This is a genomic window from Paraburkholderia sp. (genome assembly GCF_035501035.1).
Taxonomy (GTDB): domain Bacteria; phylum Pseudomonadota; class Gammaproteobacteria; order Burkholderiales; family Burkholderiaceae; genus Paraburkholderia.
Genome location: NZ_DATJWR010000001.1, coordinates 26279 through 39492, shown reverse-complemented (window position 1 = coordinate 39492; position 13214 = coordinate 26279). Strand labels below are relative to the sequence as shown.

Below are 13214 nucleotides of genomic sequence, written 5' to 3'. Positions count from 1 at the left end.
CGCGCCCAGCACGAAGTCCACGTCGCCCGCGCGCAGGCCCGCCACCAGCAGGTCGTAGGCGCTTTCGTCGGTCACGACGCGCACGCCAGGATGCTGCGCGGAAAGCCGCGCGATGGCCGCCGGCAGGATCAGCGTGCGGCCAAGCGGCAATGCGCCCACGGTCACGGCCCCCTGGATGTTGCCGTGCAGCGCCGCGATATCGTCGGGTACGTGGCGCAGTTCGTTGAGCGCGCGCCGCACGTGCAGCAGGAAGGTTTCGCCCTCGGTCGTCAGCAGCACGCCGCGCGGGCCGCGATGGAACAGCGTCACGCCCGAACCGCTTTCGAGCACGCGCATCGCGCTGCTCACCGCGGGCTGGCTGATGCCGAATGCATTGGCCGTGCTCGGCATGTGCCGGTGCCGCGCGAGCGCGACGAAGAGCTGAAGCCGTCGGGTATTGAGCAGATAGGCGGGTAGCGCGCCTTCGCTGAGCGCGCGCCGCCGCGCCTGGCGCGCGGCGCACCACTGCGCGAGTTCTTCGAGCTCGCCGAAAATGCGCGCACAGCGCTCGAGTACGACGTGGCCTACGGCCGTGGGCAGCATGCCCGAGGGCTTGCGCTCGAAGAGCGGCGCGCCGAGCGCCGTTTCCAGCTCCTGCACCGAGCGCGTGACGGCCGATTGTGCGCGATAGAGGGCCGAGGCGGCGCGCGTGGCGCTGCCGGTGTCGGCGACGAGGCGGAAAGCGCGCAGATGCGCGAGGTTCAGGAGTTCGGGCTGGCTCACGGCTCGATGGTGTCGTTCTGGGATGGAAAACGCGCTGTGTCTCACGCGGCGCCGGCAATCAGATGCAGGCGGTCGGCCGAGAGATTGAGGCTCTCCTTCGAAATATGCGTGTGCTCCTTCATCAGCGCTTCGACGCGCGCACCTTCGCGGTTCACGAGCGCGCCCACGATGGCGTGGTGCTGGCGGTGCGCGTACGAGAGCATCATGAACTGGCGCTCGCGCGCGGCTTTGTCGAACACCACCGTGCCCGGCGAGACGAACGGAATCTTGTCGTTGAGCCCGAGCGCCGCCGTCACCGCAAGATTGTGCGCCGCTTCGACGATTAGTGCGTGGAAGCGGCCATTCATCGACGCGTAGCGCGTTTCCGCAACGCTATCGAGCACGCCGGCTGCGAAGATCGCGTCACCCTCGCACAGGCATTCTTCTAGCGCGTGCGCGAGCGCCGCATCCACGCCGCGCTCCGCCACCGAGCGCGCGGCGAGCCCTTCGAGCACACCGCGCACGTCGATGGCATTGAGCACATCGGTCACGCTGAAGCGCCGCACGGTATAGCCACGCGCGCCCGAGCGCTCGACGAGGCCTTCGGTGGCGAGCACGCTCAATGCATAGCGCAGCGGCGTGCGCGAAATGCCGAGGCGTTCGGCGAGCTGGGCCTCGACGAGCCGCTCGCCCGGAGCGAGCTCGCCGGAGAGAATGCGCGTGCGCAGCGCCTGCACAATGGTCTGCTGGGTCGTTCCGTTCATGTCATGCCTGAAAACGCAGCGCGCTGGCCGCGCCAGCGGCTCCACGCGGTCCTTGCGAGTTCGTTCTTTTGATATCTATTTCGTTTATGGGATGGTTGCCGGAGCGGATCTGCTGCGCTACTCGCGATCCCGGTTCAGGATACCAAAAACCATTGCGGCGCGCGGGTTTGAGCGATCGCGCCAGCGCGGGAAAATGCCTGCAAGCCCTGAATTCTTAGGGGAAAGCGAAAAATTGGTGGTTAACCCTTACTTACGGTTTGCGCGGCGCTTTTGTAATTTCGTATCCCAATTGATGGACGGATGGCATCTGTCGACCTATCCGGTCCAGCGCGGCGCGCGTGCGCCGCATGAACAGCAGCAGAGGGCATGATCATGGCAAGAATAGTGGGCGGCATCGGCACATCGCACGTGCCGACGATAGGCATGGCGTATGACAAGGGCAAGCAGAACGAGCCCGCGTGGGCGCCGCTGTTCCAGGGGTATGAACCGGTGGCGCAGTGGCTCGCTGAGCGCAAGCCGGATGCGCTCGTGATGTTCTACAACGATCACGCCAACAGCTTTTTCTTCGACTGTTATCCGACGTTCGCACTGGGCGTTTCCGCGCGCCACGAGTTCGCCGACGAAGGCGCGGGCAAGCGCCCCCTGCCCGATATCGCGGGTCACCCCGATCTGGCGATCCATATTGCCGAGCAGCTCGTGAACGACGAGTTCGACCTCACGATCTTCCAGGGCAAGCCGCTCGACCACGGCTGCAACTCGCCGCTCTCGCTGATGCTGCCTCACGAAGGCGGCTGGCCCGCGGCGCTGGTGCCGATCCAGGTGAACGTGCTGCAGTACCCGCTGCCGACCGCGAAACGTTGCTACCGGCTTGGCCAGGCGCTGCGCCGCGCGATTGAATCGTTCGAGCAGGATCTCGACGTCGTGGTGGTCGGCACGGGCGGCCTTTCACACCAGGTGCACGGCGAGCGCAGCGGCTTCAACAACATCGAATGGGACATGGAGTTTCTCGATCTGATCGTGAACGATCCCCAGCGGCTCGCGAGCATGAAGCACGTGGATTATGTGCGCCTTGGCGGCGCGGAAAGCGTGGAGACGATCATGTGGCTCGCCATGCGAGGCGCGCTCGGGCCGAAGGTTCGCGAAATCCATCGCAACTACTATCTCGCGACCAGCACGGCGATGGCCGTCACGGTCTACGAAGAGGAGGGCCAGCCATGAATCCGCAACTGGTGGGCATCGAGGAGCTGACCGGCACCTATGCGTTCGACATTCGCCAGAGCATGAAGGCCATGCGTCTGAACCGCTTCTTCTGGCAGATGCGCGAACCGCAGGCGCGCGATCTGTGGTTGGGCGACCGCAAGGCCGCATACGACGCGGCGGCGCTCACGGCCGAAGAGCGCGCGCTCGTGGACGCAACGGACTGGCTCGGCCTCATTCAATACGGCGTGTGCTTCTTTGTGCTGGAGAAGTTCGCGCGCGTCGTGAAGATCACGAACCTCGGCATGTACGCGAGCATGCGCGGCGAAACCCTCGAAGCGTTCCTGAAGACACGCAGGGTGCCCGACGCGGTGTGAGCGCCTGTCGCGGACCCCTGGGACACTTGATGTCCTGATCCCCTTTTGCGCACGAGCGGGAGCGAGCCCTTTCGTGCGCGTACGACCCCGCGCGTCGCGCGGGTGCTTGCGGCTCGCCGGATCTCGGGGCGGTGAGCCGGATAACCTTAGATGCTCGAAAAACAGGTTTGCTCAAAACAGGAGGCTTGGAGAATGCAAAACAATAAGCAGTACAAAAGAATGGCGATGGCGATTACAGGCGCGATCGGCGCCATGGTTTGCGCGGGGAGTGCGTTCGCGCAGAGCAGCGTGACGCTCTACGGCATGATGGACACGGGCATTACCTACGTGAGCAACCAGGGCGGCAGTCACAACGTCAAGATGGACGATGGCGTGAACGGCCCGAACCTCTGGGGCATGCTCGGCACGGAAGACCTGGGCGGCGGTACGAAGGCCTTCTTCCAGCTCGTCAACCAGTTCCAGCTGGACAACGGCGCCTTCATGCCGAACAAGAGCCTCTTTAGCCGCACCTCGATCGTGGGCCTGAGCAACACCACGTTCGGCAAGCTCACGCTCGGTAATCAGTACGACTTCATGACCGACTCGCTCTATTTTGCCGGCAATGACCCGGCGGAGCTGTCGGGCCACTTCTACGATTTCCGCGCGGGCCCGTTCCAGAAGCTCGCGCTGCCGAACAACCCGACCGGCGCGTTCGACTGGGACCGCATGGCCGGCGAGACCGTCAACAACTCCGTTAAGTATCAAACGCCCACCATCGGCGGCTTCAGCGCTGGCGCCATGTACAGCTTCGGCGGAGTGGCCGGGTCGATCGGCACGGGCAACGGCTCGAGCTTCGCGCTGAACTATGCGGCGCATGACTTCGGCGTGAATGCCGCCTATACGAACCTCAAGACCGTGGTGACCGGCGAGGGCGACGTGAGCGTGCGCAACTGGGGTATTGGCGCGCACTACCGTTTCGGCGACTGGATCACCAATGCGCTCTTCACCACGGTGCACAACTCGGCCAATGGCGGCTCGGTGTATCAGGGGTCGGTGGGCGCGCACTACTACTTCACGCCCGCGCTCAGCGCCGGCGCGTCGTACATGTACATGAAGGGCAACGACGTGGTCGACAACAATCACGCGCACCAGCTCGCGGCAAACGTCGATTATTTGCTTTCCAAGCGCACGAGCGTGTACGTGCTCGGCGTGTATCAGCGCGCCAGCTCCGGCGGCTTTGCGCAGATCAACGGCATGAACTCGTCCGATGGCGCTTCGAGCGGGCAGACCCAGGCTGTCGCGCGCGTGGGCTTGCATACGCGCTTCTGATCGACGCTTTCCTCGCTGTCGTGCAACGCCGCCTCAATCGGGCGGCGTTTTTGTTTGCTGCATTCGCAGATCGCGGTTGCGGGCAAGGATTCGCTTCCTGCCACCGCAAGCGCTTCTGTACTCAGGCGGCCGGTTTTGCTACGCAGATGAAAGCGGCCCGCGTGGCGTCATGAGTCAGAAAAGGCACAGCGGGCACGCGAATTGGGCAAAATGACGCCAATCGAAATAGCACTCGCGCGACGAGAAAGGAAATTTGATGACGGACACGGTCGATTGCGTTGTGATCGGCGCGGGCGTGGTCGGTCTCGCGGTTGCGCGCGCGTGCGCGCAGCAGGGCTGGGAGACCGTGCTCGTGGAGGCGGAGAACGCCGTCGGCACCGGCACCAGCTCGCGTAACAGCGAGGTGATCCACGCTGGCATCTATTATCCGCAGGGCTCGCTCAAGGCGCGCCTGTGCGTGGAGGGCAAGCAACGCCTCTATGCGTACTGCGACGAGAAGGGCGTGGAGTACAGCCGCTGCGGCAAGTTCATCGTCGCGACGCACGAGGGGCAGCTCGACGCACTGCGCGCGATTCGCGCCGCGGCAGCGGCCAACGGCGTGAACGACTTGCGCTGGCTGGAGCGCGACGAGGCGCGCGCACGGGAGCCGGCGCTCAACTGTGTGGCGGCGCTCGAGTCGCCCTCCACGGGCATCGTCGACAGCCACGGCTTGATGCTCGCGCTGCTGGGCGACTTCGAAGCGGCGGGCGGCATGCTCGCGTTCTGCTCGCCGGTGACGGGCGGCACGGTGCGGCCGGGCGAGATCCTGCTCGAGGTGGGCGGCGCGGAGCCAATGGCACTGGCCGCGAAGCGTGTGGTGAACAGCGCGGGCCTCTTCGCGCAGAAGGTGGCGGCCTCGATTGACGGCATACCGGCTGCGTCGATTCCGGCAGGGCGCTACGCGAAGGGCAATTACTACTCGCTTACCGGCGCGGCGCCGTTTTCGCGCCTCATCTACCCGATTCCCGAGGAGGGCGGCTTGGGCGTGCATCTGACGATCGACCTCGGTCACCAGGCGCGCTTCGGTCCCGACGTGGAGTGGATCGACACGATCGACTACACCGTCGACCCGGCCCGCGCGGCGAAATTCTACGACGCGATTCGCACATATTGGCCCGCGCTGCCTGACGGCGCGCTGCAACCGGGGTATGCTGGCATCCGCCCGAAGCTCGCTGGCGGTGGTTCGCACCACGGCGGGCACGGCGGCGGCGACTTCGTGATCCAGGACGCGCACGAGCATGGCGTGAGCGGGCTAGTGAACCTCTACGGCATCGAGTCGCCGGGGCTGACCGCTTCGCTCGCGATCGCGGACGAAGTGATCGAACGCCTGAACGGGAACTGAACGCAGGATTTGAAGGATCTACAGGATCAAAAGGAGAACACGATGGTCTACGAAATGGCGCATATCACGGTGAGCGCGGGCAAGAACGCCCAATTCGAAGCAGGCGTCAAGGAAGCGCTGCCGCTCTTTCACCGCGCGCGCGGCTGCCGCGGCGTAGAACTGCAGCGCAGCGTGGAAGAGCCGAACCAGTATGTGCTCGTGGTGCAATGGGATACCGTCGAGGATCACATGGTGCACTTTCGCGAATCGGCGGACTTCGAGGAGTGGCGCCGGCTCGTCGGGCCGTACTTCGAGAAGCCGCCTGCAGTGGGCCATACGCAGGTCGTCGTGAAATAACACGCTGAGTGCGACCAGGCTGCGATGCGAGGCCAGATACGAGAGCCATAACGATAACGCACGCAGCCTGTCCTCCATGTCCGCTTGTCCGTTCGCACATCGCTCGTCGGCGTTGCATAGGCGTCAAGTTCGCTCGCGGTCGGCCTTGATCGCAAATGCCTCGACATACCCCGCAGCATCCAAACCGTCCCACGTCCGCCCGTCCACGAAAACCGGATCGGCGAACTCGCGAGGAACCTCAACCCCCATCGCCTCCGCTGCCTCCCGATACAACGCCGTCTGGTTCAACCCCTGCGCAATCTCACTGTAGTCACCGCGCCGCGCTAACATGCCCCATCGTTCGAACTGCGTAAGAAACCATACGCCTTCCGATTCGCGCGGATAATTCACCCGGCCTTCCTCGAAAAACTTCATCCCCGGTGCGCTCGCCGCCGCATCGGCTTCGAGCCGCTCGGCGATCAGCTCCCCATCCACGTCGAGCATCTCGGGCCGCGCGAGCCATTGCGCAATTTCCCTGCGATTTCCCTCGCCGTCGAGCCAGCGGCACGCTTCGAGCATCGTCTGTACGAGCGCGCGCGCCGTATTCGGATGGCGCGCCACGAAATCGCGCCGGCAGGCGAGCACCTTCTCGGGGTGATCCGGCCAGATCTCGCCGCTGCGAATGATCGTGCGCCCCACGCCGCGCCGCTCCGCGAGACCGGGCCACGGTTCGCCCACGCACAGGCCGTCGAGACGGTCCTGCGCGAGCGCGCTCACCATCTGCGGCGGCGGTATCACCACGCTCTCGATGTCGCGCAGCGGATGCACGCCTTGTGAGGCGAGCCAGTAATACAGCCACATCGCGTGCGTGCCGGTTGGGAAGGTCTGGGCGAACACGGGCTTGCGCTCGAGCGTCGCGAGCGCGCGTGGCAGCGTGCCGTGCGTGGCGAGCGCATCGGCGAGGCGATTCGAGAGCGAAATGGCCTGGCCGTTGCGGTTGAGCACCATCAGCACGGCCATGTCGGTTTGCGGGCCACCCAGGCCGAGTTGCACGCCATACACGAGCCCATAGAGCGAATGCGCGGCGTCGAGCTCGCCGGAAAGCAGCTTGTCGCGCAGCGCGGCCCACGAGGGCTGGCGCGAGAGTTCGAGCGTGAGGCCGTGCGCGTGGCCGAATTCGAGCAGCTTCGCGGCGACGAGCGGCGCGGCGTCGGCAAGCGGCACGAAGCCTATCTTCAGATGGGTCTTCTCAGGCGCGGCGAGAGTGGTGGTGGTGTTCATGGGCGGCGCATCGTTCCTGCCCGTTCGGGCTCAATCGCGACCGGTCGTGCGAGGGCGCGGTCGTTCGTCTCATTCGTGTCGTCGCGGCGCCTGCGTCGCTTCGACGATCTGGCGGGCAACTTCGGCGAGCTTCAAGCTCTGGTTCATCGCGCGCTTGCGCAGCATCGCATAGGCGGCGGGCTCGGATATCTTCTGCTGCTCCATCAGCAGGCGCTTCGCGCGGTCGATCAGCTTGCGCTCGGCCAGCTCGTTTTCGGCCTGCGTGAGGCGCTCGCGCAACTGCGCTTCCTGCGCGAAGCGCGCGAGCGCGACTTCGAGGATCGGCGCGATGCGCTCACTCGCCAGCCCCTCCACGAGATACGCAGTCACGCCCGCGTTCACCGCCGAGCGGATCAACTGCTGGTTGGCGTCGGGGCTGAACATCAGCACGGGGCGCGGCGCGGCGGCGTTCATCACCGCGAGCTGTTCGAGCGTGTCGCGCGAGGGCGATTCGGTGTCGATGATGATGACGTCCGGCCGCTCGCGCTCGACGACGCGATGCAGCGCCTGCGGCGTGGCAGGTTCGGCGAGCATGTCGTAGCCGAGCCGTGCGAGCGCGTCGCGCAGGTCGCCGATGGGCTTGTCGGTGTCGGTTACGAGCAGTACACGCAGCATGGGGATTCGGTGGTCGTCGGCATGAAGTCTTCGACGGTTGATCGGTTCTTTGCGGCCGGGCCGGGTATCGGCGCCCGGCTGGGCGGCAGCATGCCGCTGTCCGGTGCATTGCGCGCCATTGCGGGACACGTAAAAGGTTTCAGCAAGGTACGTGCCAGTTTGCAGGCAGGCGGGAAGTCCTTGACGGATGGGGTTTTCGGCGCGGCGCGAGGCAGCGCGGCCCACAGCGCGTGGTGCACCGCAGCAGTGCGGCAACGCTTGCGCCGCACTCAACTGGCGCAATGGTCGCGTTCGATGCCCGAAAAAGTGCGGGATGAAAAGCGTGAGGGCGCTTCAGAGCGAGGACTCGCGAACGATTCCCTCGAAGCTGGACGATTTGGCGACCGCGCCGACGAAGAGGCGACCGAGACCGGTAGCGGCCCCACATTTTGCGCGTGGTTCACTCCGCGCAGACGATCGCCGGCCGCGCCGCGGCCAGACGATAAATTCAGTATGCCGAATGAAATGAATTGAAACGTCTCGCCGTGCCGTGCGCAAGAAAGCGGGACCATTGGGGTGGTCGTCACACCACGCCCCTATGTCCCGAATATCCGCTATTGTGACGAACATATTTCAACTATTCTGCCTTTCGCAACCTGTCGGCTCCACGATCCCGACGGCATCAATCTGACGACGAATAATCGGCCAATGGAAACGGATAGACCTGCCCCCGCTCACGGAGACCCCGCGGGCACGAGCCAGCGCTGGCTGCGTTGGCTGCCCGGCGTCGCGATGCTCAAGACGTATCAGCCCGGCTGGCTGCCGAAAGATCTGGCAGCCGGGCTGGTGCTGACCACGATGCTCGTACCGGTCGGCATTGCGTACGCAGCGGCCTCCGGCGTGCCAGGCGTCTACGGTCTCTATGCGACGATCATTCCGCTGCTGGCGTATGCCGTTTTCGGGCCGAGCCGCATTCTCGTGCTCGGCCCCGACTCCGCGCTCGCCGCGCCCATTCTCGCCGTGGTCGTGCAGGTCGCAGGCACGGACCCTGCGCGCGCCATCGGCGTGGCGAGCATGATGGCGATCGTCTCCGGTTTCGTCTGCGTCGTCATGGGGCTGTTGCGCCTTGGCTTCATCACGGAACTGCTGTCCAAGCCCATTCGATACGGCTACATGAACGGCATCGCGCTGGCCGTGCTCATCAGCCAGTTGCCAAAGCTCTTTGCGATCAAGATCGACGAGGGAGGACCGCTCAGAGATGTGCTGAACCTCGGTCAGGCCATCGCGCGCGGCGAAGCCAACGGCTACAGCTTTGCGGTAGGCGCGGGAAGCCTCGTGCTGATCCTGCTGCTCAAGCGCTTCGAGAAGGTGCCCGGCATCCTGATCGCGGTGATCGTGGCGACCGTATCGGTCAGCCTCTTCCACCTGGACAGCTACGGTGTGAAAGTACTCGGCACGATCCCACAAGGCTTGCCGGCGCTTACGGTGCCGTGGGTCGACAATGTGGATCTGGTCAAGATCGTCCTTGGCGGCTCGGCCGTCGCGCTGATCGCCTTCGCCGACACGAGCGTGCTCTCGCGAACCTACGCGGCGCGCTTTCATGCCCGTGTCGACCCGAACCAGGAAATGGTGGGTTTGGGCGTGGCCAACCTCGCGGCCGGCTTCTTTCAGGGCTTTCCGATCAGCAGCAGCGCGTCGCGCACGCCGGTTGCCGAGGCGGCGGGCGCGCGCACGCAGCTCACGGGCGTGGTGGGCGCGCTTGCCGTGGCGGCGCTGCTGATGTTCGCGCCCAATCTGCTGCGTTATCTGCCCAACAGTGCGCTCGCGGCCGTGGTCATCGCGGCCGCTCTCGGGCTGTTCGAAATCGCGGACCTCAAGCGCATCTATCGCATTCAGCAGTGGGAGTTCTGGCTGTCGATCGGGTGCTTCGTGGCCGTCGCGGTGTTCGGGGCGATTCCGGGCATCGGCCTTGCCGTGCTGATCGCCGTGATCGAATTCCTCTGGGACGGCTGGCGGCCGCATTTCGCGGTGCTCGGCCGCGTGGCAGGCTTGCGCGGCTATCACGATATCAAGCGCTATCCGCAAGCCGCGCGCGTTCCGGGGCTCGTGCTGTTTCGCTGGGATGCGCCTTTGTTCTTCGCGAATGCCGAGCTGTTTCAGCAGCGCCTGTTGGAGGCGATCGAGGCTTCTCCCACGCCGGTGCGCAGGGTCGTGGTGGCGGCGGAACCCGTGACGAGCGTCGATGTCACGTCGGCCGACATGCTGCGTGAGCTGACCCAGGCGCTGGGCGAGCGCGGGATCGCGCTGCATTTCGCGGAACTGAAAGACCCGGTTCGCGACAAGCTCAGGCGCTTCGATCTCCTCGATCTGTTCGGCGCCGATCGCTTCGATCCTACCGTAAGCAGTGCTGTCGATCGATATGTCGACGAAGCCGGCCTCGACGAGGACGCAGCGTGGCCGCCCGAGGGGAGTCGATGAAGCGCAAGTGCGAGGGGCCTCGCACCTCGCCTCATCGTGCTGTGGCGTCAACCACCGGGCTTGAGCACGACCCGAAAGCGCGCCTTGCCGCTCATCATCCGGTCGTAGGCCTCGGCCGCGCGCGAAAGCGGGTATTCCTCGATCATCGGCTTCACGCCTGAAAGCGCGCTGAATGCCAGCGTTTCCTGCGAATCCGCCGCGGTGCCCGAGGGCCAGCCCTGCACCGAATGCCGGCCCATGATGAACTGCGTGATCGGCACCTCCACGGGCTCCTGCGAAACGCCGACCATGATCATCTTGCCGTTCAGCCCGAGGCCGCCTAATGCGGCGCTCATGGCCTTGCCGCTCGTGGCCGTCGCGAGGATCACGCGCGCGCCGCCGAGCGCGAGCAACGCTTGCGCAACGTCCTGCGATGCGCTGTCGATGTAATGATGGGCGCCGAGCTGCTTCGCGAGCGGGGCCTTGTCCTGCCCGCGCGCGATGGCCACGGTGACGAAGCCCATTTTTCGCGCGTACTGCACGCCGAGATGGCCCAGGCCGCCGATGCCGAGAATCGCCACGACATCGCCGGCCCGCGCTCCGCTGTTGCGCAACGCGTTGAAGGTGGTGATGCCCGCGCACAATAGCGGCGCGGCGTCGACGTCGGAGAGGTCGTCGGGCATGCGCGCGAGCGCTTCCTGCGGCGCGACCATGTATTGCGCATAGCCGCCGTCGTAACTGATGCCGGGTATGAGAGCGTTCTTGCAGAGCACGAAGTCGCCATGCCGGCAGTGTTCGCAATGGCCGCAGTGGCCGCCGTGCCAGCCCACGCCCACACGCTGCCCGACCTTCCACTCTTCCACGCGCGCACCGAGCGTCTCCACGACACCCGCAATCTCGTGACCAGGCACGCGCGGATACTGCAGGCCCGGCCAATGCCCTTCCTTCGTGAGCGAATCGCTGTGGCAAATCCCGCAGGCCTGCACCTTGACGAGGACATGTCCTTCAGGCGGCTCGGGGACGTCCCGTTCGACCAGCTCCAGCGGGCCGCCCGGCTCCGCTACCTGCACTGCCTGCATCTTTCGCATCGTCTGCTCCTTGGAAGGGGAAGAACTGTGCGTGTGCCTCGCACGCCGCACGCGGATGGACCGGCCCGGCAATTCGCAATCCCGCCGGTATGCGGTGGGCGTGCGCCTGTACCGCAACATTGTAGGACGCCGATACGCGTCTTTCCTGAAAGGATCCGAGGAGGGGCCGCGCGTGGCCCCGGAAAAATTTTTCGCGCCGATGTCACATTCGGCGCACGCTGGCTCGTCATGTCATGGCAACCCACTGAAAGGAGATGAAACCATGACTGCCAAGCTCGACCCGTTCGCCGTCGCTCCGACCCTGATGAAGTCCTGGATGGGCACATCGCTCGCCGCGGCGGCGAGTCTCGAACCGGGCCTCGTGTCGCTCGTCAAGATTCGCGCGTCGCAAATCAACGGCTGCGCGAATTGCCTTAACATGCATACCGCCAACGCGCGCGCGAGCGGTGAGACGGAGCAGCGTCTCGACGTGCTTTGCGCGTGGCGAGACGCGCCGTGCTATACGGATCGCGAACGCGCGGCGCTCGCGTGGACCGAGGCGCTCACGCGCCTTTCCGAAGGCCATGCGCTCGAGCGCGCGCGCGAGGCGCTCAACGCCCACTTTACCGAGGAGGAGCAGGTGAAGCTCACGCTGGTGATCAACGTGATCAACGGCTGGAACCGCCTTGCGGTCGGCTTCGGCCTGTGGATCGAGCCGGCTGCGGCGAAGGCCATGACCAAGGCGGTCGCCGCATGACGGACGCCGGCCTCGACGAAGCCGCGGCGAGTTTCGACCCGCTGCGGCGCAAGCTGATCCGCGTCGCGTACCGCATGCTCGGCTCGGTCGCGGACGCCGAAGACATCGTGCAGGACGCGTTCATCCGCTGGGCGGACGTGGATCGCGCCGAGGTGCGCGTGCCCGAGGCGTTCTTGCGCCGCATGGTGATGCGCATGTGCCTCGACCACTTGAAGTCGGCGCGGCATCAGCGCGAAACCTATATCGGGCCGTGGCTGCCCGATCCTGTCGTCGAAGAGGACGAAGTGGAGGATGTCACGCTGCCGCTGATGCTCGCGCTCGAACGTCTTTCGCCGCTCGAGCGTGCGGCGTTCCTGCTGCACGACGTATTCGGACTCGAATTCGACGAGGTCGCGGCGACGATCCAGCGCGAGAGCGCCGCGTGCCGCCAGCTGGCGGCGCGGGCGCGCACGCACGTGAGGCAGGCGCGACCGCGCTTTCACGTGGAGAAGGCGCGCGGCCTCGAACTCGCGAAGGCGTTCTTCGCCGCCTCGCGCAGCGGCGACATGAGCGCGCTCGGCGCCATGCTCGCCGCCGACGTGAGCCTGCATGCCGACGGTGGCGGCAAGCGAGCGGCGATTGGCCGCCCGGTGTTCGGCTTCGAGAACGTGATGAAGTTGCAAGCGCAACTTGCGCATGTGTTCCGCAGGAACGGCTCGACGCTCGTGCGCGCGGGCTTCATCAATGGGCTGCCGGGGTTCGTCACGCGCGAGTCCGATGGAGAGCTGCAAACCACGGCGCTCGAAATCGAGGACGGCAAAGTCGTCGCCATTTATGTCATGCGCAATCCGGAGAAGCTTCGGCACCTGCACGAGGCCGCCGCGTCCTGAGGCTGACGCGCGCAAATTAGCGGCAAGCAACGTAGGTCATGCAAGCGACGCCAGCACCGCTAGCACC

General features: G+C 65.5%; 15 protein-coding genes. 10 read left to right on the top strand and 5 right to left on the bottom strand.

Annotated elements, in window-relative coordinates; translation table 11 throughout:
• Together VMJ11_RS00180 and VMJ11_RS00175 are read right to left on the bottom strand one after the other, a co-directional pair.
• Positions 1 to 762 (bottom strand): LysR family transcriptional regulator (locus tag VMJ11_RS00180; RefSeq protein ID WP_325615706.1); only part of this gene is annotated, 762 nt, incomplete at its 3' end.
• Between the two features lie 41 nt (positions 763 to 803).
• The gene (locus VMJ11_RS00175; RefSeq protein ID WP_325615704.1) at positions 804 to 1505 is read right to left on the bottom strand and encodes a GntR family transcriptional regulator; all 702 of its coding nucleotides are present in this window, start codon (positions 1503 to 1505) and stop codon (positions 804 to 806) included.
• Between VMJ11_RS00175 and VMJ11_RS00170 the strand changes: the two genes are divergently transcribed.
• The 6 genes from VMJ11_RS00170 to VMJ11_RS00145 all read left to right on the top strand — a co-directional run bounded on the left by VMJ11_RS00170 (position 1504) and on the right by VMJ11_RS00145 (position 6104).
• Positions 1504 to 1875, top strand: a complete 372-nt coding sequence (locus VMJ11_RS00170; protein ID WP_325615702.1) for a hypothetical protein — start codon at positions 1504 to 1506, stop codon at positions 1873 to 1875. The two genes, VMJ11_RS00175 and VMJ11_RS00170, sit on opposite strands and share 2 nt — an antisense overlap.
• A gap of 2 nt (positions 1876 to 1877) precedes the next feature.
• Positions 1878 to 2723: a gallate dioxygenase gene (locus tag VMJ11_RS00165; protein WP_325615700.1), complete on the top strand. Its 846-nt coding sequence runs from the start codon at positions 1878 to 1880 to the stop codon at positions 2721 to 2723.
• On the top strand, positions 2720 to 3079 hold the full coding sequence (locus tag VMJ11_RS00160; RefSeq protein ID WP_325615698.1) for a protocatechuate 3,4-dioxygenase: 360 nt from the start codon (positions 2720 to 2722) through the stop codon (positions 3077 to 3079). Before VMJ11_RS00165 ends, VMJ11_RS00160 begins: the two co-directional genes overlap by 4 nt.
• 219 nt (positions 3080 to 3298) lie before the next feature.
• On the top strand, positions 3299 to 4387 hold the full coding sequence (locus tag VMJ11_RS00155; RefSeq protein WP_414694255.1) for a porin: 1089 nt from the start codon (positions 3299 to 3301) through the stop codon (positions 4385 to 4387).
• 256 nt (positions 4388 to 4643) lie between these two features.
• Positions 4644 to 5768, top strand: a complete 1125-nt coding sequence (locus tag VMJ11_RS00150) for an NAD(P)/FAD-dependent oxidoreductase (RefSeq protein WP_325615694.1) — start codon at positions 4644 to 4646, stop codon at positions 5766 to 5768.
• 42 nt (positions 5769 to 5810) lie between these two features.
• On the top strand, positions 5811 to 6104 hold the full coding sequence (locus tag VMJ11_RS00145; protein WP_325615692.1) for an antibiotic biosynthesis monooxygenase: 294 nt from the start codon (positions 5811 to 5813) through the stop codon (positions 6102 to 6104).
• Between the two features lie 123 nt (positions 6105 to 6227).
• On the opposite strand, the gene VMJ11_RS00140 is transcribed toward VMJ11_RS00145, so the two are convergent.
• The gene (locus VMJ11_RS00140) at positions 6228 to 7364 is read right to left on the bottom strand and encodes a CmpA/NrtA family ABC transporter substrate-binding protein (protein WP_325615690.1); all 1137 of its coding nucleotides are present in this window, start codon (positions 7362 to 7364) and stop codon (positions 6228 to 6230) included.
• Positions 7365 to 7433: 69 nt separating this feature from the next.
• Positions 7434 to 8018, bottom strand: a complete 585-nt coding sequence (locus VMJ11_RS00135) for an ANTAR domain-containing response regulator (protein WP_325615688.1) — start codon at positions 8016 to 8018, stop codon at positions 7434 to 7436.
• 21 nt (positions 8019 to 8039) lie between these two features.
• On the opposite strand from VMJ11_RS00135, the gene VMJ11_RS00130 reads away from it, so the two are divergent.
• The gene (locus VMJ11_RS00130; RefSeq protein ID WP_325615686.1) at positions 8040 to 8531 is read left to right on the top strand and encodes a hypothetical protein; all 492 of its coding nucleotides are present in this window, start codon (positions 8040 to 8042) and stop codon (positions 8529 to 8531) included.
• Positions 8532 to 8705: 174 nt separating this feature from the next.
• Positions 8706 to 10475, top strand: coding sequence for a SulP family inorganic anion transporter (locus VMJ11_RS00125; RefSeq protein ID WP_325615684.1), 1770 nt, complete (start codon positions 8706 to 8708; stop codon positions 10473 to 10475).
• Positions 10476 to 10522: 47 nt separating this feature from the next.
• On the opposite strand, the gene VMJ11_RS00120 is transcribed toward VMJ11_RS00125, so the two are convergent.
• On the bottom strand, positions 10523 to 11542 hold the full coding sequence (locus VMJ11_RS00120) for an alcohol dehydrogenase (RefSeq protein ID WP_325615682.1): 1020 nt from the start codon (positions 11540 to 11542) through the stop codon (positions 10523 to 10525).
• Between the two features lie 262 nt (positions 11543 to 11804).
• Here VMJ11_RS00120 and VMJ11_RS00115 point away from each other — a divergent pair, with 262 nt between their 5' ends.
• Both VMJ11_RS00115 and VMJ11_RS00110 read left to right on the top strand, forming a co-directional pair.
• The gene (locus VMJ11_RS00115; protein WP_325615680.1) at positions 11805 to 12278 is read left to right on the top strand and encodes a carboxymuconolactone decarboxylase family protein; all 474 of its coding nucleotides are present in this window, start codon (positions 11805 to 11807) and stop codon (positions 12276 to 12278) included.
• On the top strand, positions 12275 to 13147 hold the full coding sequence (locus VMJ11_RS00110) for a sigma-70 family RNA polymerase sigma factor (RefSeq protein ID WP_325615679.1): 873 nt from the start codon (positions 12275 to 12277) through the stop codon (positions 13145 to 13147). The genes VMJ11_RS00115 and VMJ11_RS00110 overlap by 4 nt, the downstream gene beginning before the upstream one ends.
• The last annotated feature ends 67 nt before the right edge of the window (positions 13148 to 13214 follow it).